Source organism: Paenibacillus sinopodophylli (assembly GCF_005930355.1).
GTDB lineage: Bacteria > Bacillota > Bacilli > Paenibacillales > Paenibacillaceae > Pristimantibacillus > Pristimantibacillus sinopodophylli.
Window position 1 is genome coordinate 1,371,963 of record NZ_VDBO01000001.1, and the last position, 21,552, is coordinate 1,393,514.

At 47.5% G+C, this 21,552-nt stretch carries 17 protein-coding genes and 1 other annotated feature; of the genes, 1 reads left to right on the forward strand and 16 read right to left on the reverse strand.

Features of this window, described 5'->3' with window-relative positions; translation table 11 throughout:
* Position 1: 1 nt before the first annotated feature.
* From FGT79_RS06345 to lspA, 13 genes are all read right to left on the reverse strand, one after another.
* Positions 2–1,066, reverse strand: a complete 1,065-nt coding sequence (locus tag FGT79_RS06345; protein WP_138751889.1) for an efflux RND transporter periplasmic adaptor subunit — start codon at positions 1,064–1,066, stop codon at positions 2–4.
* On the reverse strand, positions 1,032–1,763 hold the full coding sequence (locus tag FGT79_RS06350; protein WP_138751890.1) for an ABC transporter ATP-binding protein: 732 nt from the start codon (positions 1,761–1,763) through the stop codon (positions 1,032–1,034). Before FGT79_RS06350 ends, FGT79_RS06345 begins: the two co-directional genes overlap by 35 nt.
* Positions 1,764–2,039: 276 nt before the next feature.
* Complete coding sequence (locus FGT79_RS06355) at positions 2,040–3,767, reverse strand: methyl-accepting chemotaxis protein (RefSeq protein WP_138751891.1); 1,728 nt, start codon at positions 3,765–3,767, stop codon at positions 2,040–2,042.
* 167 nt (positions 3,768–3,934) lie between these two features.
* Entirely contained in the window at positions 3,935–4,582 is a 648-nt protein-coding gene (pyrE, locus tag FGT79_RS06360; RefSeq protein ID WP_138751892.1) for an orotate phosphoribosyltransferase, read from the reverse strand.
* Positions 4,575–5,312, reverse strand: coding sequence for an orotidine-5'-phosphate decarboxylase (gene pyrF, locus FGT79_RS06365; RefSeq protein WP_138751893.1), 738 nt, complete (start codon positions 5,310–5,312; stop codon positions 4,575–4,577). Before pyrF ends, pyrE begins: the two co-directional genes overlap by 8 nt.
* Positions 5,313–5,453: 141 nt before the next feature.
* Positions 5,454–8,678 (reverse strand): carbamoyl-phosphate synthase large subunit, encoded by a 3,225-nt coding sequence (gene carB / locus FGT79_RS06370; RefSeq protein WP_138751894.1) that lies wholly within the window; start codon positions 8,676–8,678, stop codon positions 5,454–5,456.
* Positions 8,665–9,810 (reverse strand): glutamine-hydrolyzing carbamoyl-phosphate synthase small subunit, encoded by a 1,146-nt coding sequence (gene carA / locus FGT79_RS06375; protein ID WP_138751895.1) that lies wholly within the window; start codon positions 9,808–9,810, stop codon positions 8,665–8,667. The genes carB and carA overlap by 14 nt, the downstream gene beginning before the upstream one ends.
* A 63-nt stretch (positions 9,811–9,873) precedes the next feature.
* Entirely contained in the window at positions 9,874–11,160 is a 1,287-nt protein-coding gene (locus tag FGT79_RS06380; protein ID WP_138751896.1) for a dihydroorotase, read from the reverse strand.
* A 43-nt stretch (positions 11,161–11,203) separates the two neighbouring features.
* The gene (locus FGT79_RS06385) at positions 11,204–12,103 is read right to left on the reverse strand and encodes an aspartate carbamoyltransferase catalytic subunit (RefSeq protein WP_138751897.1); all 900 of its coding nucleotides are present in this window, start codon (positions 12,101–12,103) and stop codon (positions 11,204–11,206) included.
* On the reverse strand, positions 12,100–12,675 hold the full coding sequence (gene pyrR / locus FGT79_RS06390; RefSeq protein ID WP_138751898.1) for a bifunctional pyr operon transcriptional regulator/uracil phosphoribosyltransferase PyrR: 576 nt from the start codon (positions 12,673–12,675) through the stop codon (positions 12,100–12,102). Before pyrR ends, FGT79_RS06385 begins: the two co-directional genes overlap by 4 nt.
* Before the next feature lie 334 nt (positions 12,676–13,009).
* Complete coding sequence (locus tag FGT79_RS06395) at positions 13,010–14,245, reverse strand: LL-diaminopimelate aminotransferase (protein ID WP_138751899.1); 1,236 nt, start codon at positions 14,243–14,245, stop codon at positions 13,010–13,012.
* A gap of 119 nt (positions 14,246–14,364) precedes the next feature.
* On the reverse strand, positions 14,365–15,303 hold the full coding sequence (locus FGT79_RS06400) for an RluA family pseudouridine synthase (RefSeq protein ID WP_138751900.1): 939 nt from the start codon (positions 15,301–15,303) through the stop codon (positions 14,365–14,367).
* On the reverse strand, positions 15,284–15,805 hold the full coding sequence (lspA, locus tag FGT79_RS06405) for a signal peptidase II (protein WP_138752949.1): 522 nt from the start codon (positions 15,803–15,805) through the stop codon (positions 15,284–15,286). Before lspA ends, FGT79_RS06400 begins: the two co-directional genes overlap by 20 nt.
* 324 nt (positions 15,806–16,129) lie before the next feature.
* Here lspA and FGT79_RS06410 point away from each other — a divergent pair, with 324 nt between their 5' ends.
* Positions 16,130–16,858: a TraR/DksA C4-type zinc finger protein gene (locus FGT79_RS06410; protein WP_138751901.1), complete on the forward strand. Its 729-nt coding sequence runs from the start codon at positions 16,130–16,132 to the stop codon at positions 16,856–16,858.
* A 3-nt stretch (positions 16,859–16,861) separates the two neighbouring features.
* Here FGT79_RS06410 and FGT79_RS06415 read toward each other — a convergent pair whose 3' ends face one another.
* The 3 genes from FGT79_RS06415 to FGT79_RS06425 form a co-directional block, all read right to left on the reverse strand.
* Entirely contained in the window at positions 16,862–17,200 is a 339-nt protein-coding gene (locus FGT79_RS06415) for a DUF5665 domain-containing protein (RefSeq protein ID WP_171056100.1), read from the reverse strand.
* 144 nt (positions 17,201–17,344) lie between these two features.
* Entirely contained in the window at positions 17,345–20,443 is a 3,099-nt protein-coding gene (gene ileS / locus FGT79_RS06420; protein ID WP_138751903.1) for an isoleucine--tRNA ligase, read from the reverse strand.
* 47 nt (positions 20,444–20,490) lie between these two features.
* Positions 20,491–20,892, reverse strand: a binding site (T-box leader).
* 79 nt (positions 20,893–20,971) lie between these two features.
* A complete protein-coding gene (locus FGT79_RS06425; RefSeq protein ID WP_138751904.1) occupies positions 20,972–21,469 on the reverse strand; it encodes a DivIVA domain-containing protein in 498 nt (165 codons plus the stop codon).
* Positions 21,470–21,552: the final 83 nt, after the last annotated feature.

Genomic DNA, 21,552 nt, shown 5'->3' on the forward strand with positions numbered 1-21,552 from the left:
GCTATCGACCTACAACTTTCTGCCCCGGCTTCAACCCCTGCAGAATTTCGATCTGCGTCGAGGTTTGCTGACCGACCTCTACGTCAACCTCACGTTTGCCTTCGGCATCAATAACCTGCACATAAGTCCGAGAACCGATCGAACGAAGCGTTGAAGGAGGAATAACAATGGCATTTTCGGTGCGCTTCGTTATGATGTTAATGGACAACGGTGTTCCGCGGTTCAGGTTTTTCGGCAAATCCTTCAGATCGACAATAAGGAAATCCTCTGGCCGCTCCGGCTTCGCTTCACCAGGTGTTCCCCCACCATTATTCGTTTCTTCTGCTTTCACAGGCAGCAGCTTGATCTTGCCTTTGAATGTGCCCACATTGCTAATGTTCGCAACAACCTCAAGTCCAACAGCTACTTTCTCAAGCTCGGTTTTCGTGAGCTTCGCGGCTGCTGTAATTTTACTGGTATCCGCTACGATTGCAATCGGTGCATAGGCTTTAATCAAATCACCCTTCTGCACATTCAGCGTAACGATCGTCCCGCTGAAAGGAGCTGTCAAAGTAGCCTTGCCGATCTCCTCTTCCATGTCTACCAGCTTCTGCTTGCGTTCTTCGAAGGCAATCGATTTCTCTTCGAACTCGATTGGATCCATTTCGTCACGCTGGCGAAGCGTTTCCTTCATCGCAATTTCTTCTTTCTTGAATGCGAGTCTTTCCATACGCAGCGTCTTAACCAGATCATCGACATCAAGCTGCCCAATCGTCTGACCTGCCTTCACCGAATCGCCGGCTTTCACGCTAAGCTCTTTCAAGTGTTTGCCGTCTAACGTAAAGAACAACGTCTCTTCTTCCAAGGAAATGAGCTTGCCAATAACCTGTACCTTCGTCTCCAAAGTAGCCGTTGTCACCTCATATTCAGGCTTCTTCGATATTTGGGGCGGAGCAATCTCAGGCAATACCTCTTCTTCATCTTCTGCAGGCAATAATGAACACCCGCTTGCAAATATTAGGGAAACGCTCATCACAACAACAATTGAACGCTTAAATAAATTTCCCGTCCACCATTTCATAGACATGGTCGGCAACCTCCAAAATCGTAGGATCATGTGTAGTCATACAAATAGAAACTTGTTCAGTGCGAATGATGTTTTGGAAAACCGCCATGATCTGTGCCGACATACCAGAGTCGAGCTCAGCAGTTGGCTCATCGGCCAGCAGCAGCATCGGCTTATGCGCAATGGCTTTCGCAATGGCAACACGCTGCTGCTCACCTCCGGATAGTTCGAAGGGTCTGTGATTCATGCGTCTCTCGAGACCAACCAGTTCCAAGCATTGAAGAACTCTTTCTTTCCACTCTGCACGCGGAACGCCGGCCATGCGTAGAGAGAGCTCAACGTTCTCCCGAGCGGACAAAAGCGGCATAAGCGCAAAAGCTTGGAATATAAAGCCCATGTGCTTACGCCTTACTAACGTACGCTGATTATCGCTCATACTATGGAAAGGCAAGCCGTTAAACAAGATTTCTCCCTTGCTAGGCGTATCGAGCCCACCTAAGCAATTCAGCAATGTCGTCTTGCCTGATCCGGATCTGCCCCTTAGCATTACCAACTGGCTCTCCTTGAGCTCCATTCGGATGCCCTTCAATACATGCAGCGGAGAACCACCCACTTGAAACGTACGTTCTACATCGTTGACTGTCAGTAGATTGCGTCTTTCCTCGGCGGGCTCAAGCTGCGCTTCTGTACTCTGATCTTCTTCCTGCGGAATGGCCATTAGCGCTTCCGATCCCTCCTTAACCAGCTTTCATAATTCTAATCTTACATGATAGACGAAGGACATGCTCAAAAAGTTACGTCAATTTCAAACAACTTTAAAAACTTTTTTTATTAAGAAGAAACGCCTGACGACTTCCTTTTCCTAGAAGCTATCATTTCGCCGAAACGTATCGAGAAAGGATGAGCAAACTCATATCTTTTCCTATATTTTTTCAAAAAAACTGCCCCCGACAGTTGCTTTCGCAATCCGCCAGCGGCAGCTTATCGTTCACAATTATTTCACTTTAAAATGAGAAATCGCTTGATCCAGATCATGCACAATATCTTTCAAATGATTGGCTGCGGACGAAATGTTATCCATCAGAGCAAGCTGCTCCTCCGTTGCTGCTGCAACGCTCTCCGTCTTATCAAGGTTGGCAATCGCAGTTGAAGCTGATTGCTCCATCGATGCGCTAACCTGCTCCGAGCTTGCAGACATCTGCTGCGTTATTGCTGAATTCTCATGAATCTGCTCGCTCATCTGAGTAATAGAGGCTACGATAATATCCAGATTCTGACGTACATCACGAACCCTTTCGGTTCCTCGTTCCATTTCCTCAAGCGTTTGAGCCATGAATGCAGACGCACCTGAGATCTCAGTCCTCGTCTCATTCACAAGCTGATTAATACCATCCGCAGATTCTAGCGATCCCGCTGCCAGCTTCCGTATCTCACCTGCAACGACTGCGAACCCTTTGCCATGCTCACCCGCACGTGCCGCTTCAATGGAAGCATTTAGGGACAGAATATTCGTTTGGTTAGCGAAAGTCGTAATATTATCAGCAATTGCCCCGATTGCTTTGGAGCGATGCTCCAACGTACCTATCGTTGTGGATAGCTTCTGAACCACTGTGGAAACCTCATCCATCTGTGAGATCAGCCGAAGCAGTGAATCATGGCCGAGTCCTGCTTGCTCGGAGGTTGATGACGATTTTTCCGCAATTGACGCCGTATTCTCAGCGATGCGCTGAATGCCGATTGTCATCTCTTCAATCGCACGAGAAGTCTCCTCCGCTCCTCTAGCCTGTACCTCTGACCCGTTGGCTACCTCATTGATATTTTGGGCTACATGTTCAGCTGCAGCAGCAGACTCTTTGGAAGTCGTCGTAAGGTCGTCTGTAGACTTGGCTACTTCAGCCGCATTACCTGCAATGCCGCTAATTAATCGATTCATAGCCTCAATCATATGATCAACTGAGCGAGAAATGCTGCCAAGCTCGTCCTTGCTGTACTTCGTATCCGGAAGCACGGTCAAGTCACCCTCGGCTACGCTTTTCGTTTTAAACACAACGCTTTTAATTGTTTTCATCAGATGCCTAATCGTAAAATAGACGGCGAAGCTAATAGCAAGCGTTACTAATAACATAATGATAAACACAGTAAGCTGTGTAGTATACAGCTCCTCCGTAATGTTAACGATAATCATATCTGCGTATACGGCAATGCTTTGACCAATTTCATCTATACCCGAACGACTTTTCTTGAAACTGTCGTCAATTTGACTATTTTGAAACTTTGCTGTTCCGTCTGCTGCCGCTTTCACTGCTGCTTCGGTCCAGAAATTATAATTCGCACGGAATTCGATCAATATTTGATCAATGCTGCGCTTTGACTCTCCTTCAGCCAGCGTTTGCAGTCCTTTTTTGAACAAGATCGTTTGTGCTTCAGTGACACGTTCATCGACTTGCTTAATGTTCAGAGCCAAATCTTCACGTGCAGCATCTGCGGTTGCCTGATCAAGTGTGCCTGATTCGATTCGCAAATAAGCTTGATAGGCTTGGTACATGTCACGATCTGCATTCAGAATCAACGAATCTACTCTGCTTGACGTTTCATAAATCTCATCTTTCATTTGGTTAAAATTAGAGCCTTGCTGATCAAGCAAATAAAAACCAGTAAAAAAATAAAACGCAAGTGGTACAATTGCAAGTAAAGCCAATCTAAAACGTAACGACAATCTCATTTCTCATCCCGCCTCTTAGTTCATCATCTCTATATTGTTTATCGGATATATATTGCAATTGGAAATAGTCATTTGTTAAATTTTTTAAATTTTTTTGTAGAATTCCAAGAAAAAAGACATATTCTCCTGTACAAGAGAACATGCCTTTTGATATATGCAGCGTGCTGCTATTTACCGAAAGCTTGTGGGTCTTGTCTCCAAGCTTGTAGTGTTACTACATCCTCGGCAGCAACCTTCCCAAGCTCGACGGCAGATTGAATAAGCGCACTGTAATTGGAAAGCGTTGTTAGTGGTACCTGTTCAGCTTCAAAGGCTTGTTTCGCACTGTCGAACTCGTATGTGAATATAGCAAGCACGGACAATACTTCTGCACCGGCTTCTCTAACCGCAAGCGCTGCTTTAATGGAGCTGCCACCAGTAGAAATCAAATCCTCAATAACAACGACCTTCTGCCCAGGAAGCACCTTGCCTTCAATCTGGTTCTGCTTGCCGTGTCCTTTCGCTTTGTCCCGGATATAGGCCATTGGCAAGTTCAGCTTCTGCGCAACCCAAGCTGCATGTGGAATGCCCGCAGTTGATGTTCCTGCAATAACCTCCGCATCGGGATAGCGTTCGCGAATAATGGTTGCGAAGCCTTCTGCGATCAGATCGCGAATAGCCGGATAGGTCATCGTAAGACGGTTATCACAATAGATTGGAGATTTAATGCCTGAGGTCCAAGTAAATGGATCATTCGGCTGCAACGCGACAGCTTCAATTTCAAGCAAGCTTTTGGCAATTAGATCAGGCAATTCTGTTAGTGTTACATTACTCATGGGAAGTCAGCTCCTCAATTATCATCTCTAGTGCAAGTCTTGGATTCGCCGCAGCTGTAATGGGACGACCGATAACCATATAATCCGTACCTTGCTTCAGCGCCTCGCTCGGCGTCATAATTCGTGATTGATCATTAACAGCCGAACCAGTCGGACGAATGCCTGGTGTGATGGTTTGGAAAGAAGTTCCACATACTGCTTTAATTGCTTCTACCTCTGAAGGTGACGCAACGACTCCAGCAAGTCCAGCCCCTCGAGCCAGTTCTGCATAGCGAATGACAGCCGCTTCGACTGTCCCTTCAATGCCGATTTGTTCGTTTAGTGTCGCTTGGTTAGTGCTCGTTAGCTGTGTAACTGCAATAATGGATGGCATTTTCAAACCGCTGCCTGATATCGCCATATCCGCACCTTCCAGTGCCGCCTCCATCATCGCGCTGCCACCTGCGGCATGAACATTGAACATATCTACGCCGAGCTTCGCCACACTGTTTGCCCCGCCCTTAACCGTGTTCGGAATATCATGCATTTTCACATCGAGAAACACGTAGTAGCCTCGTTCTTTCAAGCTTTGAACAAACGAAGGGCCTGCCGCGTAGAATAACTGCATTCCTACCTTCATATAGCACGGAATGCCCTGAAGTTCTGAGATCAATCGTTCAGCCGCATTCGCATCTGGATAATCCAGCGCGACCATAATCCGTCCTGCTGCCTGCTCATTCGTTAACTTCATCCGTCATTTCCTCATTTCTTTGCTTATTTGCATAATAAACGGCCATACGTTTGCTTCCTGCCAAGCTCCGGATGGACTATAGGTCCAAAGGAGCTTAGCAAAGCAATTAACGCTGGCCGTACTTTTTAAGCTGCGAAGAGCTTATTTTTTTTGAAGCAATACCGGCATGGAGCGAGATGAGAAGTTCAATGTCTCCAGCATGACAAGCAATGCGCGAACCGTATCAAGCGATGTCATACATACTACGCCGTTCTCAACTGCTTCACGACGAATTCTGAAACCATCGCGTTCAGGGGCTTTGCCTTTTGTCAGCGTGTTAACCACAAACTGTGCTTGGCCTTCACGAACGAGGTCAAGAATGTTAGGTGAGCCTTCACTCAGCTTGTTGACGGTCGTCACGATAAGTCCAGCATCTTCCAAAGCCTTAGCCGTACCACCTGTTGCAATGATTTTGTATCCAAGATTGAAGAACCCGCGCAGCAATTCTGTTGCTTCCTCTTTGTCCTTGTCAGCAACAGTAGCAATAATGGCGCCTGAAGTTGGAATCTTCATTCCTGCTCCGATAAGTCCTTTATATAGAGCCTTCGCATATTGTACATCGCGTCCCATTACTTCGCCTGTAGACTTCATCTCAGGTGTAAGTGTTGGGTCTACACGACGAAGCTTAGCGAAGGAGAACACTGGAACCTTCACTGAAACATATTCATCCTCAGGCCACAAGCCATCTACATAACCGAGGTCTGCAAGCTTCGTGCCTAGGATTGCTTTCGTAGCCAGGTTAGCCATCGGAATATTCGTAACTTTACTCAAGAAAGGAACAGTACGAGACGAACGCGGATTCACCTCGATCACGTACACTTTCTCTTGATGGATTACGAACTGGATATTCACAAGTCCGATAACATTCAGTGCTTTCGTGATGCTGATTGTGATGTCAACGATCTGCTGTTTAATATCTTCCGACAGAGACTGTGGCGGATACACGGCGATCGAGTCACCGGAGTGAACCCCTGCGCGTTCGACATGCTCCATGATACCTGGAATGACAACTGTGTCGCCGTCACAGATCGCGTCAACCTCTGCCTCTTTACCTAACATGTAGCGGTCAATAAGTACCGGATGCTCTGGGTTGATTTTGACAGCAACCTCCATGTAGCTAAGCAATTCTTCATCCGAGTATACGATTTCCATTGCGCGCCCGCCGAGTACGTAAGATGGACGAACAAGTACCGGATAACCAAGTCCTTGCGCCGTAACAACCGCCTCATCAACAGAGATGACCGTTTTACCATCTGGCTGTGCAATATTCAATCCGCGAAGCAAAGCTTCGAACTTCTTGCGATCTTCTGCAGCGTCGATGCTCTCAAGGCTGGAGCCAAGAATACGTACGCCTGCTTTGGCAAGAGGCGCTGCAAGGTTGATTGCAGTTTGACCGCCGAATTGAACGATAACGCCAATTGGATTTTCTTGCTCAATAACATTCATTACATCCTCGAAGAACAGCGGCTCGAAGTAAAGTCTGTCCGAAGTGCTGAAGTCTGTCGATACTGTTTCTGGGTTGTTATTAATAATAACCGCTTCATAACCTGCATTCTGAATAGCCCAAACCGCATGTACGGTTGAATAGTCGAACTCGATACCTTGACCAATCCGAATCGGACCTGACCCAAGCACAAGCACCTTCTGTTTATCGGTAATGGTAACTTCATTCTCTACTTCATATGTGGAGTAGTAGTAAGGCGTTGAAGCTTCGAATTCAGCTGCGCAAGTATCTACCATTTTGTAAACAGGTTTCAGGTTAAGCTGTACACGCAAAGCACGGATATCATCTTCGTTCGTGTGGCTGCCGTTCGGGAAGCCTTCTTTGCGAATCTCAGCAATAGAGCGGTCAGAGAAGCCTTTGCGCTTCGCTTGATAGAGCGTTTGCTCCGTCAATGTAGCTTCGCTGCGAATACGGTCCTCGAACGCTACGATTTGCTCGATTTTATCCAGGAACCACCAGTCGATGTTGGTGATATCTTGAATCTCTTGCAGTTGGAAGCCGCGTCGGAACGCTTCTGCAACCAGGAACATACGCTCATCATCCGGCTTCTCAAGGCGTGAGCGAAGTACGGACTCTTCAAGGGACGATGCTTCCTTCAGATGAATGCGGTGTGCGCCAATCTCAAGTGAGCGAACAGCTTTATGGATCGATTCTTCGAATGTACGGCCAATCGCCATTACTTCGCCCGTTGCTTTCATTTGCGTGCCCAGTTTACGGTTCGCGTTCACGAACTTATCGAAAGGCCAGCGTGGAATTTTCGATACGATATAGTCAAGGGTAGGCTCAAAGCATGCATAGGTTTGGCCTGTAACCGGATTGACAAGCTCATCAAGCGTGTAGCCGATTGCGATTTTAGCAGCCATTTTGGCAATAGGATAACCAGTTGCTTTGGAAGCCAGCGCCGACGAGCGGCTAACCCGCGGATTAACTTCGATGACATAGTATTGATAACTTTGTGGATCAAGGGCGAATTGTACGTTACAGCCGCCTTCAATGTTAAGTGCACGAATGATTTTCAGTGATGCTGAACGAAGCATTTGGTACTCGCGATCGGACAACGTTTGGCTAGGCGCTACAACGATACTGTCGCCTGTATGTACGCCAACCGGGTCAAAGTTCTCCATGTTGCAGACAACGATACAGTTATCGTTCGCGTCGCGCATAACCTCATACTCGACTTCCTTCATGCCTGCGATCGATTTCTCGATCAAACATTGGCTGATCGGGCTGTAACGAATACCTGAAGCCACTGTCTCACGAAGCTCTTCTTCGTTCGCACAAATACCGCCTCCTGTACCGCCAAGCGTGTACGCAGGACGAACGATAATCGGGTAGCCGATTGTATTCGCGAAACTAACAGCTGCCTCAACGGTTGTGACGATATCACTATCCGGTACAGGCTGCTCAAGCTCACGCATCAAGTCGCGGAATAAGTCACGATCCTCAGCTTTCTCAATCGCAGTCAACTGTGTTCCCAGAAGCTTCACATTCTCGCGTTCCAGTACGCCTGCACGGGCAAGCTCAACCGCCATGTTAAGGCCAGTTTGTCCGCCTAGCGTCGGAAGAAGTCCGTCCGGACGCTCTTGGCGGATAATTTGCGATACGAAATCTAGTGTGATTGGCTCGATGTACACTTTATCAGCCATATTCGTATCAGTCATGATTGTTGCTGGGTTACTGTTTATAAGAACAACCTCGTAGCCTTCTTCTTTCAGCGCTTGACAAGCCTGAGTACCGGCATAGTCGAATTCCGCCGCTTGTCCGATGACAATTGGCCCGGATCCGATAACGAGAATTTTTTTGAGTTCATTATTTTTGGGCATACTGAAGCTCTCCTTTTAACGTCTCCGACAACACTGCTTGACGAGGTTTTTGTGGGTTATTTTTCTTATGCGTACGGATCATTTGCAGGAACTCATCGAACAGATAGCTGGAATCGTAAGGTCCAGGAGCTGCTTCTGGGTGATATTGAACCGAGAATGCTGGGAATGTATTATGTTTCAATCCTTCGATCGTACGGTCGTTGTTGTTGATATGCGTAACGGATAGCGGTGTATTCTTAACCGACTCTTCCAATACCGTATAACCATGGTTTTGTGAAGTAATATAGCAGCGGTTTGTTGCTAATTCTTTGACTGGGTGGTTTCCGCCGCGGTGTCCGAATTTCAGCTTCGTCGTTTGAGCTCCGCATGCAAGGGCAAACAGCTGGTGGCCTAAGCAAATACCGAAGATTGGGAATTCACCCAGCAGCTCAGAAATCATTTCCACAGCATAAGGTACATCCTGCGGGTCCCCAGGGCCATTCGACAGTTGAATGCCATCAGGTGCAAGGCGACGAATCTCGTCTGCTGTTGTGTTGTGTGGAACGACTACTACGTCACAGCCGCGCTTCGTCAGCTCGCGAAGAATTCCGCTTTTGGCACCGAAGTCTACAAGGACGATACGCTCGCCTTGACCAGGACTCGAGAACACATGTGAAGTAGATGTACGTGCTACTTGGTCTGTCATCAGCTTGGAGATGTTCAGACGTTCAGCCAGCTCTTCGATACGCTCATTGCCTGTTGTAATAAGGCCCTTCATTGTACCGTAGTTGCGAAGCTTGCGTGTTAGCATCCGTGTGTCGATGTCGCTGATACCCGGAATGCCGTATTCTTTGAGAAGCTGTCCTAGGGAATATTGTGCGCGCCAGTTGCTTGGCACTTCTTCATGACGGCGTACGACAAAGCCGTGAATGAACGGACGCATCGCTTCAAAGTCGTCGCGTGTAATGCCGTAGTTCCCGATTAGCGGGTATGTCATTGTAACGATTTGTCCGCAGTAGGATGGATCTGATAGAACCTCTTGATAACCTGTAATTCCTGTATTAAAAACAACTTCGCCCATCATTTGCGCCTCAGCGCCGAACGAGAGGCCCGTAAATAATGTACCGTCTTCCAACAATAATCTTGCTTGCATCCGTTTCACTCCTCAGGTGTTGAATCATCCTATATATTAGCTTAAGTAAGCGATTAAAAGCGTTTATTCCGACCAAACGACTGCGCCGTCTACAATGGTCGTTACCGGCCAGCCGCTAAGCTTCCAGCCGCCAAACGGCGTATTGTTGCTCTTCGATGCGAACGTGCTTGGATCTACCGCCCGCTCGTTCTCTAGATCGACAATCGTTATGTCCGCTGGTGCACCTTGCTCCAGTCGACCTGTCGGAAGCCGGAATACACGGGCAGGGTCAGCTGTCATTCTCTGCAAGAGGAACCCGAGGGTCCATTTGCCTGTTTGTACAAATTTCGTGTACAAGAGCGGGAATGCCGTCTCGAAGCCGACGATTCCGAATGGTGCAAGCTGGACAGCGCGAGCCTTTTCTTCCGCACTATGAGGTGCATGATCAGTAACAACCATATCGATGGTACCATCCTCGATTGCTTCGATAACCGCTTGAACATCGCGCGGCGTACGAAGTGGAGGATTCATTTTCCAATTCGCATCATCAAGGCCCGGAATGTCCTCGTCTGAGAGCAGCAGGTGATGCGGACATACCTCAGCGGTTACACGCACACCAATCTGTTTAGCAAGGCGAATTAACCGAACCGATTGCTCCGTGCTCACGTGACAGACGTGATAGTGCACACCTGTTGCTTCAGCTAGCAGAATGTCTCTGCCGACATGAATCGCTTCGGATTCATTCGGAATCCCCTTCAAACCATGCTTGCGGGAGAACTCGCCCTCCGAAGCCCATGCGCCCTCCACCAGCGTATCGTCTTCACAATGCGCGATAATCGGCATATCCATAGACTGAGCTAGCGCCATTGCGTTTTTCATCATTTGCGCATTTTGCACACCGACACCGTCGTCCGTGAAGCCAATCGCTCCAGCTTCTTTGAGCGATGCGAAATCGGTAAGCTCACGGCCAAGCTCGTTTTTGGTGATTGAAGCATAAGGCAGCACTTTCACAATACCAACCTGCTCTGCTTTATTGGTAATGTAGCGAACCGTCTCTGCAGTATCTGTAACAGGACGTGTGTTCGGCATGCAAGCAATGGTCGTAAACCCGCCCTTCGCCGCAGAACGTGTGCCTGTTGCAATGTCTTCTTTATATTCAAAGCCAGGATCACGCAGATGGACGTGCATATCGATAAAGCCAGGTGATACTAGCTTGCCCTGTGCATCAACAACTTGTGCACTGCCAGTATCAGGCGTTTGCGTACCGTCTACAATGGCTTCAATTATGCCATTTTCAATGCGGATATGTTTGCTCTCGAGGCTGCCGGAAGTTTCATTCCATACGTTACCGTTAATAATCCATAATGACATCGTTTATTCACCCTCCGGAATTGTTCAGTTTATGTTGCAGCTGCTAGCTAAGTGCCCGCTCGATGACGGCCATACGGACAGGAACCCCGTTCTCCATCTGTGGGAAAATTCTCGATTGCGGGTGCTCGACCAGCTCGTCGTCAATCTCAACGTTTCGGTTAATCGGTGCCGGGTGCATAATGATAGCGTGGCTAGCCAGCTTGCTCGCTCTCTCCACCGTCAGACCATAATGCTCACGATAACTCTCGGCTGAGCTCAGCATCCCACTCTCATGACGCTCAAGCTGCACGCGAAGCATCATGACGACATCCGACTTCAGCGCTTCGTCCATACTTACATACTTAACATCAAGCTCAGTTGCCTGCATGTTAGGCGGTGAGCAGAAGTTCACATTGACTCCGAATTTCTGCAGCGCCCACAGGTTGGATCTTGCCACTCGACTATGCAGCACATCGCCTATAATCGAAACCGTCAAGCCTTTAAGATGTCCGAAATGCTTGCGCATCGTATACATGTCCAGCAGCGCTTGTGTTGGATGCTCATTGTTACCGTCGCCCGCGTTAATAAGCGGCACCTTGATTTTGGTTGCCAGCTCAGCAAGTACGCCGATCGGCTTCAAGCGGATGATACCAACATCGATGCCCATTGATTCAAGCGTGCGAACGGTATCGTAGATCGACTCACCCTTCTGAACGCTTGATACAGCGGACGAGAAGTTCAGCACCTCCGTGCCAAGACGCTTCTCTGCCACTTCGAAGGAGAAGCGGGTACGCGTGCTGTTCTCAAAAAACATATTGGCTGCAAACTTGCCTTGCAGCGTCTGGTGAACCTTTGTACCGTGGTTTTCCCAATATGCCGCGCGATCAAGTATCGACTCAATTTCTTCTTGGCTAAGCTCTTTTAATCCGAGCAAACTCTGTTGTTTAAGCTTCGTAATCGTCATCCGGCTTGCCCCCTCTGGTTAATGATTGTTACCTGGTCAATCTGGTCGATTTCAGTAAGAGCCACTTCAATCTGCTCTTGCTTGGAACTCGGTACATTCTTGCCGACGAAATCAGGTCGAATCGGCAGTTCTCTGTGACCCCGATCTACGAGCACAGCTAATTGGATGCTTTGCGGCCGCCCATAATCCATAAGCGCATCCATTGCCGCCCGAATCGTCCGACCGGTATACAACACATCATCGAACAATATGATTCGTTTGTCATGGACATTGAAAGGAACGCCGTCAGTGTCTCCGATTGCGGATGCGATTTCCACATCCGCCCCCATTCCTACCTTACGGTCATCGCGGTATTGTGTAATATCGAGCTCGCTCACAAGTACAGGCTTGCCTTCGATTTCTCCAATACGTTCTGCAATCCGACGGGCCAAGTAAATGCCCCTTGTACGAATGCCGACAATTACGCAATTATCGATCCCTTTGTTCTTCTCCACAATTTCGTGAGCAATTCGCGTTAATGCACGACGAATCGCTGTTTCATCCATGATGACCAAATGCTCTTCCTCCGTCATTCCCGCTGACTCCTTCCATTATCGCCCAAATGCCAGGTCGCAAAAAAACTCCTTGCAGAAATCGCAAGGAGCTTGTGAAAGTCATGAAGAGATAGGGTACAAGCCTTCACTGCTTCCGTCACAGAAAGCAGTCATGCAGGCTGTCCTATTGTTCTCTTCTATAGACTTGTTATTCACGCTACCTTGCCAGCCTCTCGGGACTGAGTTAAAGGTACTGCTGTTTATCATAAGAATTATCCCACGCCAGACGAGCAATGTCAAGTACAAAAGAGTAATTCCGCTTGTACATAGTGTGGTCGAATCCCGATGAGCTATGCAGAGATAGCGCTGGATACTAAAGGCTTAACTTACGAATCCGTTCAACCGCTTTTTCCGTATTCTCGCGACTTCCGAAAGCCGTTAGACGGAAATAGCCTTGTCCGCTTTGACCGAAGCCTACACCTGGCGTACCTACAATGTTCGCTTCCGTCAGAAGCTTGTCGAAGAATGACCATGAGTCCATGCCATTCGGTGTTTTGAGCCAGATATAAGGCGCATTGACGCCGCCGAACACTTCCAAACCAAGCGAAGCTAGTCCGTCACGAATAATCGCTGCGTTGGTCATATAGTAATCAACCAATGTTTTAATTTGCTCTTTGCCTTCTGCTGAGTAGATCGCAGCGGCACCGCGTTGTGTCACATAGGATACACCATTAAATTTGGTCGTATGACGGCGATTCCACAAATCGTTGATCAGCACTTCATTACCAGTTGCATCTAGGCCCTTCAGCTCGCGCGGAACAACTGTGTATGCACAGCGTACGCCTGTGAAGCCTGCTGTTTTGGAGAAGCTGCGGAATTCGATGGCTACTTCGCGAGCACCTTCGATTTCATAAATGCTGTGTGGAACATCTTCTTCTTGGATGAACGCTTCATAAGCTGAATCGTAGAGAATGATGCAGTTGTTCGCTCTAGCATAATCAACCCATACTTTAAGTTCTTCCTTAGTCAACGTCATACCAGTCGGGTTGTTCGGATAGCACAAGTAAATAATATCAACCTTGCGATCTGGCAAGCTTGGTTTGAAGTCGTTCTCAGCTGTGCACTCCAGGTAAGCGATGTTCTCGTAACGTTTCGTCTCCTGGTTGTACTTGCCTGAACGGCCAGCCATAACATTCGTATCTACGTATACTGGATACACGGGATCTTGTACCGCAACGATGCTGTTTTCACTGAAAATCTCTTGAATATTACCGACATCACATTTCGAGCCATCGCTTACGAACACTTCATTCGTCGCAATCTCGATGCCGCGGGCCTTATAGTCATTTTCGATAATCGCGTTAATAAGGAAGTCATAACCTTGTTCAGGTCCGTAACCACGGAATGAACCTGGTGCAGCAAGCTCGTCTACCGCACTGTGCATAGCATTCAGTACAGCATCAGGCAAACCGCGAGTTACATCGCCAATTCCTAGGCTAATAATTTCAGCAGTCGGATTATCTTGAATGAACTTCGTACGGCGTTTAGCAATTTCAGAAAACAAGTAGCTGCCTTGCAGCTCCAAGTAATTTTGGTTAATGGATGTCATTTCTTGTCACCTATCCTTATTTTTCATTTGCATCTGTACATATTCATTAGAATAACGTACTTCTTTGCTCTAAATAATGAATAAAGTGGTGAAAAGTTTGCACTTTTGCACGTTTCGATTTATCTCGAGCGCAAGTTGCTAAGCACAAATTCAAAATCAGCAGGCAGCGGCATTTCAAATTCCAATCGTTCTCCGCTTCGCGGATGCGTGAAGCCAAGCAGTGTTGCATGCAGAGCTTGTCCTTTCAACGCAACCGTCTTATTCCGGCCATATACAGGATCTCCTGCTAACGGGTGACCGATGTACTTCATGTGCACACGAATTTGATGAGTACGTCCCGTCTCCAGCTGCAGTTCTACAATCGTGTAATCGCCAAGCCGCTCCAATACATGAAAGTGAGTGACCGCATGCCGGCTGTTGCGTTCTGTTACCGTAAATAGTTTCCTGTCATTTAGATCACGTCCAATTGGGGCGTCAATCGTGCCTTGATCATGCGGCAAATTGCCATGCACGAGGGCAATATATTTCCGCGTAACCGTATGATCCTTGAGCTGCTCGGCAAGTGAAATATGGGCGAGGTCGTTTTTGGCTGCCATTAGCAAACCGGTTGTATCCTTATCAATACGATGCACAATACCTGGACGAATCATGCCATTAATGCCGGACAGATCCTTGCAATGATACATGAGGGCATTAACAAGCGTGCCCGAAGAATGTCCAGGCGCTGGATGTACCACCATACCGCGTTTCTTATTGATAACAATCAGATCCGAATCCTCATAGATAACCTCTAACGGAATATTCTCAGGGATAATTGCAGCTTCCTCGGGCTGAGGAATATGCAGGACAACCTGATTGCCTTCTACGATTTTAAAATTCGCTTTCGCTACTTTCCCGTCAATTTGAACGGCGCCGGCTTTAATCCACTCCTGCACCTGCGTTCGGGATACTGCCTTGTCATCCAGACTGTCCGTTACAAACTTATCTACACGTTCTCCAGATTGCTCCGCTTCTGCAATCCACTCCAATGGTTCTTCGTTATACAGGTTGCTGCTCATGATTGTTTTGATCCTTGTCCTCTCCATTTTGCGAACGATCCTTCTCATCCTTTGCAGATAACAAGGTGTCAATTAGTATTAGGGCCACACCACAGACGATTGCCGAATCGGCCACGTTGAATATGGGAAACGCATAGCTTCCGAAATTGAATTGCAGGAAATCAGTTACTTCGCCGAACCGAGCTCTGTCAAGGAAATTGCCTATCGCTCCTCCAAGCACAAGTCCGAGTCCGATTAACAGTCTAGGCTTTGCAGATTTCTTCATTGCCTGTATGTACCATATAAGACCTGCTACGATTACGATCGTAATAATGATGAAAAAAAAGCGCTGCTCTTGCAAAATGCCGAATGCCGCACCCCGGTTTCGGTGCGATGTAATGAGAAAAAAATTACCGATAACGCTAATTTGCTCCATGATTTCTAATTTTGACTCAATTAATCTTTTGGTTACAAAATCAAGGATAAACACTAAAACCGCTACCCAGTAATAATAAAAACGCATCATATCACTCCTATTTTTTTGTAAAGCAACGTTTTTAACGAATGGCGGCTCACATCAAGCAAGGCAAAACGACTGTTGCCGTCCTCTGGCGGCGCAGTGCGTTTCATTCCAAGAAATATAGAGAAAGCATGAGCAAACTCATATTTTTGCTATATTTCAAGCAAACCGCGTGCGTTATTATCGATTACCAGCCAATTGTAGCATAACAAGCCAAATGAGAGCCAGCGCTGCCGTGTGATCTTCCATTGAAGTCCATACTGAAAATCCGCGTTTTTGCAAAAGCTAACTCTGCAATTATGTTCCCTGTTAAGGAGGGTGCTCCAAATGACCATGCCAACAACCGCTCATATCAAGTTGCTGCAAAGCAGATTGCTTGATGAGCAGCGTGAAATTGAACACCGACTAGAAAGCAACGATCATTATGGCCTGTCCCATTCGCTGCGTGATGATACCGGCGAACTCACATCCATTGACAATCACCCCGGCGACACGGCAACCGAGCTCTATGAGCGGGAGAAGGATGTTGCTTTACTGGAACAGGAAGAACTTCATCTTAGACGAATTGATGCCGCTTTGAACGCTATAACAAGCGGTACCTACGGCATATGTGCGACCTGCAATGAACCCATCCCTCTCGAGAGGCTGGATGCCGTTCCCGATACGCTTCAATGTATTGAGCATGCGCCAAGGCAGCATTTGTCTCTTCGCAGGCCAGTTGAGGAACTCGTGCTTGATCCTCCATTTGGACGTACCAGTATGGATGAGCAAGATTCCTATAACGGCTTCGATGGGGAAGACGCTTGGCAGATTGTCGAGCAATGGGGCAATGCAGATTCACCTGCCATGTCTGAGAACCGAGACGTTACCGATTATGAACATGTAGGTATTGATGCTCTTGAGAATGATGGGTATGTTGAGCCGCTTGAGAGCTTTCTTGCTACCGATATTACCGGGCGTCACGTTTCCGTCATTCGCAATCGTGAATATATGCATTATTTGGATACAGGTGAGGGTGACCATGGACTTGAGACGGACGATGCCCAAAATAATTGATTCTCAATAGGTTTTGCCTTCCAGCTGAATTTGTACAATCCTAACAATATCCGCTATGTAGTCGCCGATAATCGGCAGGTTCAAAGCGCCAAGAATACGCAGTACGTATAGAATAGTTGCAGCAAAAAAAGTGAAGCCGATAGCGATTCCAACGCCTCTTGCTGTACCAGCAAGCAGGTTTTTCCAGATCAGCGTTCGCGGTCTGTTTAACAAGTCCACATACTCCGCTATCTGGGTATGCTCCAAATCAGCAGCAATTTTCTGCAGCCGCCTATCGAGACTGCCTAACGAAATTTGTTCCTCACTGCCTATTTTCGGTTGTTCCGGCTTGTTTGTTTTCATAAGAGGCATCCCTTCGGGTCAACAATAAAACGAGGCCTGACTTGCCAGCCGTTGCAAGCACTGCGACCATTCGGTCGCTTGCTGCAGCAGCCGGCAGGCGACAGCCTCGTTTTTCTGCGTGTAATGATCCTCTATACTATAACCTTAACCTCGGATGAAAATCCCTATTTCTTTGTCGCCAAGCGCAACTCTTTCCATTTCCGGCAACGCTTCGAAGACCACCGTCTGCACAAGCACGTTATCCCGCAGCACCTGTTCGAATGCATCGAGTGACGCTTTAAGCTCTGCGTCCACGTCTAGCACCAGATCAATGCGCTTCTCAATCGGAAGATCTAACTTCTTACGCGTATCCTGAACGGCGCGAATGACTTCGCGAACCCAGCCCTCTTGTTCTAGCTCTGGTGTGATGTCCGTATTCAGCGCAACGGTTACACCATTGCTGGATGCGGATGCAAAACCTGACTTCGCTTGCTTCTCAACTAGAAGCTCATCAACAGCAATGGATAGCTGCTCGCCGTCCGCTCCCGTAAATTCAAAGCTTCCTCCATTTACGATGCTGCGCGTTTGTTCTGCATCCAAACCTTTCAATTGTGCTTGGATCGGTCCAACGTTTTTACCGTATTTCTTACCTGCGACCTTCAAATTCAGCTTAAGTGTGAAATCAACAAAGCCGCTGTCTGAATGTTGAACGGTGATCGACTTCACATTTATTTCGTCCTTCACAATATCCTCGTAGTCCGATACGTTAAAGTCTCGGTCAAGTGATACGATGAGCTCCGATAAAGGCTGGCGTGTCTTGATGCCCGTTTCATTGCGCACGTTGCGAGCCAGCTCAACGACCTGCTTCGCGCTCTCCATGTCGCGCTCCAGCGTCTCATCAATCGCTGCCTCGTCCGCTTTCGGGTAGTCCGCGAGGTGCACACTGCCTTCGCCGCCTAAATTGCCGTAGACATCCTCTGCCAGCAATGGCGCATAAGGAGCTATTACACGCGACAACGTTAGCAGCACGTTGCGAAGTGTCTGGTATGCAGCTAATTTATCAGCTGTAAGCCCGCTTCCCCAGAATCGGTCACGAGAACGGCGGATATACCAGTTGCTCAGCTCATCAACAAAAACCTCGATCGATTTCGCCGGATTCAGGAAATCATTGACTTCAAGACCTTTATTAACGGTATTGATTAAGCTATTCAGGCGCGAAACAATCCAACGATCAAGCTTGTTGTCTGATTTCTTCTCCTCATGCTCGCTATAATTAAAGCCGTCAATTGAAGCATACAAAGCGAAGAAAGCATGTGTATTTACAATCGTATCTATAACCTTCGATTTTGCTTCACCAACGATGCCGCGAGAGAAACGTTTGCTGTTCCACGGCGCGCTGTCAGCCAGCAATGCCCAGCGGAACGCATCTGTTCCATACTCATTGATGATCTCCCAAGGGTCAATAACATTACCTTTTGACTTGGACATTTTCTGACCGTTTTCGTCCAAAATATGTCCAGTCGAGATTACCGCTTTGTAAGGTGCCTTGCCATTATAAAGTGTTGATACGGCGAGCAAGCTGTAGAACCAGCCCCGTGTTTGGTCAATACCTTCGCAAATGATGTCTGCTGGATATTGCTCTGCGAATTGCTCTTCGTTCTCGAAAGGATGGTGATGCTGTGCGAAAGGCATAGATCCGCTATCGAACCATACGTCAATTACTTCTGGTGTACGGATCATTTCCGCACCTTCAGCGAACGGAGATTTAAGCTTAATACCGTCAACGTAAGGCTTATGAAGCTCAATATCCTCTGGTACTTCACCAATCGCCATCGCTCTCAAATCAGCAATGCTGCCCGGTGAATATTCCTTGCCTGTCACTTCACAAACCCACACATTCAGCGGCGTACCCCAATAACGGTTGCGGCTGATGTTCCAATCCACTAGATCCTCAAGAAACTTCCCGAAGCGGCCATCGCGAATATGACCTGGATACCAATCAACGCTGTTGTTGTTTGCGATCAATTGATCCTTAACGGCAGTTGTATTAATGAACCAGCTCTCCATCGCGTAATAGATCAGCGGAGATTTGCAGCGCCAGCAGAATGGATAGCTATGCTCATAACGCTCTTTCGAATACAGTAAACCGCGTTCGCTCAAATTTTTGACGATATCAATATCGAGCTCTGCATCCTTCACGAAGCGACCAGCAAAATCTGTTACTTCTGCTACATAACGGCCTGCAAGATCGACAACACTCAGCATGCTGATGCCGTTCTCACGAGATACTCGGTAATCGTCCTCACCATGCGCAGGCGCGATATGAACGATACCTGTTCCGCTTGTATCGCTAACAAAGTCGGCAGCAATAATGATGTGTCCCTTGTCGATAGCCACATAGTTGTATGGCGGCTCGTAGCTTAAACCTGCAAGCTCAGACCCCTTGACGACCGACAACACTTCGTAATCGTCCTTTAGCACTTTTTCAGCTAAGTTCTCAGCTACGATATAAACCTCACCGTTTTTGGAAGCACGAACATAATTAAGCTCAGCGTTTACAGCAAGCGCAACGTTCGCCGGAAGCGTCCAAGGCGTTGTCGTCCAAGCTAGGACGAACTCACCAGTCTCTACAAGCTTGAACTTCGCTGTTGCACTTAGATCCTTAACGTCTTCATAGCCTTGGGCTACCTCATGCGAGCTCAACGTAGTTTGGCAATCCGGACAATATGGACTCACCCGGTGACCACGGTACAGTAAGCCTTTCCCGTGAATCGTGGATAAAATATGCCATACACTTTCGATATATTGGTTCTTCAACGTGATATAAGGATTGTCTAGATCTGTCCAATAAGCAATTGCCTCTGTCAACTCACGCCATTGCTTCTCATATTCGAACACGCTGTCCTTACATTTTTTCACAAACTTCTCAACGCCATATTCTTCAATCTCTTGCTTGCCGGATATGCCTAGCTGCTTCTCAACGCCGAGCTCAACTGGAAGACCATGTGTGTCCCATCCAGCTTTACGAATGACGCGGTAGCCAGCCATAGTCTTATAGCGGCAAATAAAGTCTTTGATTACGCGGCCAAGTACGTGGCCGATATGCGGTGCACCGTTTGCGGTTGGCGGGCCTTCATAAAACACGAAGTTTGGCTTGCCTTCCCGGTTTGAGATCGATTTCTTAAAGGTATCTTCTGTCTTCCATTGATTCAGCACACGCATCTCGCGAGTACGGGCACGTTCTTTAACATCTACGCGTTGCATCTCTTCAGCCTCCTGTTTGTAAACAAAAATAAAGCCTCATCCCTATGAGAAGGGACGAGGCTTAGTCGCGTTACCACCCTTGTTCCGCTAGCAAGTCTTATCATATGATAAGCAAGCAACTGAAGGATACAGCCCAATTGCGCTGTGCTTCATGCGGCACCTTAGTCACCAAGGCGAAACGGCTATCGCCCTCATCTGGCAGCGCGGCGCGTTTCATTCCAAGAAATATAGAGAATGTATAACCGAAAGCTATACTTTCCTATATTTGAACATGTCGTTCGTGTTCCCTATAACGGGGGACAGCCGTCAGCACTTACTGCTGCTCACGCAGGTTCGGCGCCGCTTCTCAAAGAGGATATTCCGTAATAGCACACACGCCGGGCTTTCAGCTGCCGCCGGCTCTCTGAGGAGTGAAGCTAAAACGTACTTGTTCTTATCAGCGAAGTTTGAATCATCAATTTATTACTAATAGTTATAGCTTACCGTAGGGTCAAATGTCAAATAGCAATTCACCTAATGTTGCGAGTGCTAGCCTCGAGTCAACTCATGCTCCGACTGTCTCGAATGCGGTTCAAGCGTATCCCATCCATCTACAGAGAGCAGCTCTAGCTGTGCTTCTACCAATGTGCGAAAGCGGGCACGGTAAACGGAAGCTTGTTTCTTCAGTTCCTCGACCTCAAGTGAAACTTTGCGGGATTTCGCTAGCGAGTCATTGATAATGCGGTCAGCATTCTTCTCCGACTCTTTGATGATAAGCTGCGCTTCCTTCTTCGCATTGCTTCTTACCTCATCCGCAGCTTCCTGTGCAACAATAATCGTTTTGCTCAACGTTTCTTCAATGTTGGTGAAATGGTTCAGACGCTCCTGCAAACCAAGCACTTGGTTTTGCATCTCTTTATTTTCACGAATTAATGACTCATAGTCTTTGATGACCTGATCAAGAAATTCGTTGACTTCATCCTCGTCATAACCGCGTAATCTCCGGCCAAACTCTTTGTTGTGTATGTCCAATGGCGATAACGGCATTGGCGCACCTCCTCTATATATTTATGACCCTTGCAACCGAGAAATACAATTTGAATGAGAACAAATTCGACAAGCAAAGGTAG

What these genes read in the sequence shown, in the direction of transcription:
- FGT79_RS06385 (WP_138751897.1), bottom strand. Translation starts at nt 12,103, where the DNA reads ATGACGATTACGAAGCTTAAACAACAGAGTTTGCTCGGATTAAAAGAG.
- FGT79_RS06425 (WP_138751904.1), bottom strand. Translation starts at nt 21,469, where the DNA reads ATGCCGTTATCGCCATTGGACATACACAACAAAGAGTTTGGCCGGAGA.
- carA (WP_138751895.1), bottom strand. Translation starts at nt 9,810, where the DNA reads ATGCAAGCAAGATTATTGTTGGAAGACGGTACATTATTTACGGGCCTC.
- carB (WP_138751894.1), bottom strand. Translation starts at nt 8,678, where the DNA reads ATGCCCAAAAATAATGAACTCAAAAAAATTCTCGTTATCGGATCCGGG.
- FGT79_RS06395 (WP_138751899.1), bottom strand. Translation starts at nt 14,245, where the DNA reads ATGACATCCATTAACCAAAATTACTTGGAGCTGCAAGGCAGCTACTTG.
- FGT79_RS06350 (WP_138751890.1), bottom strand. Translation starts at nt 1,763, where the DNA reads ATGGCCATTCCGCAGGAAGAAGATCAGAGTACAGAAGCGCAGCTTGAG.
- FGT79_RS06355 (WP_138751891.1), bottom strand. Translation starts at nt 3,767, where the DNA reads ATGAGATTGTCGTTACGTTTTAGATTGGCTTTACTTGCAATTGTACCA.
- ileS (WP_138751903.1), bottom strand. Translation starts at nt 20,443, where the DNA reads ATGCAACGCGTAGATGTTAAAGAACGTGCCCGTACTCGCGAGATGCGT.
- pyrE (WP_138751892.1), bottom strand. Translation starts at nt 4,582, where the DNA reads ATGAGTAATGTAACACTAACAGAATTGCCTGATCTAATTGCCAAAAGC.
- FGT79_RS06415 (WP_171056100.1), bottom strand. Translation starts at nt 17,200, where the DNA reads ATGAAAACAAACAAGCCGGAACAACCGAAAATAGGCAGTGAGGAACAA.
- FGT79_RS06345 (WP_138751889.1), bottom strand. Translation starts at nt 1,066, where the DNA reads ATGTCTATGAAATGGTGGACGGGAAATTTATTTAAGCGTTCAATTGTT.
- lspA (WP_138752949.1), bottom strand. Translation starts at nt 15,805, where the DNA reads ATGCGTTTTTATTATTACTGGGTAGCGGTTTTAGTGTTTATCCTTGAT.
- FGT79_RS06400 (WP_138751900.1), bottom strand. Translation starts at nt 15,303, where the DNA reads ATGAGCAGCAACCTGTATAACGAAGAACCATTGGAGTGGATTGCAGAA.
- FGT79_RS06380 (WP_138751896.1), bottom strand. Translation starts at nt 11,160, where the DNA reads ATGTCATTATGGATTATTAACGGTAACGTATGGAATGAAACTTCCGGC.
- pyrR (WP_138751898.1), bottom strand. Translation starts at nt 12,675, where the DNA reads ATGACGGAGGAAGAGCATTTGGTCATCATGGATGAAACAGCGATTCGT.
- FGT79_RS06410 (WP_138751901.1), top strand. Translation starts at nt 16,130, where the DNA reads ATGACCATGCCAACAACCGCTCATATCAAGTTGCTGCAAAGCAGATTG.
- pyrF (WP_138751893.1), bottom strand. Translation starts at nt 5,312, where the DNA reads ATGAAGTTAACGAATGAGCAGGCAGCAGGACGGATTATGGTCGCGCTG.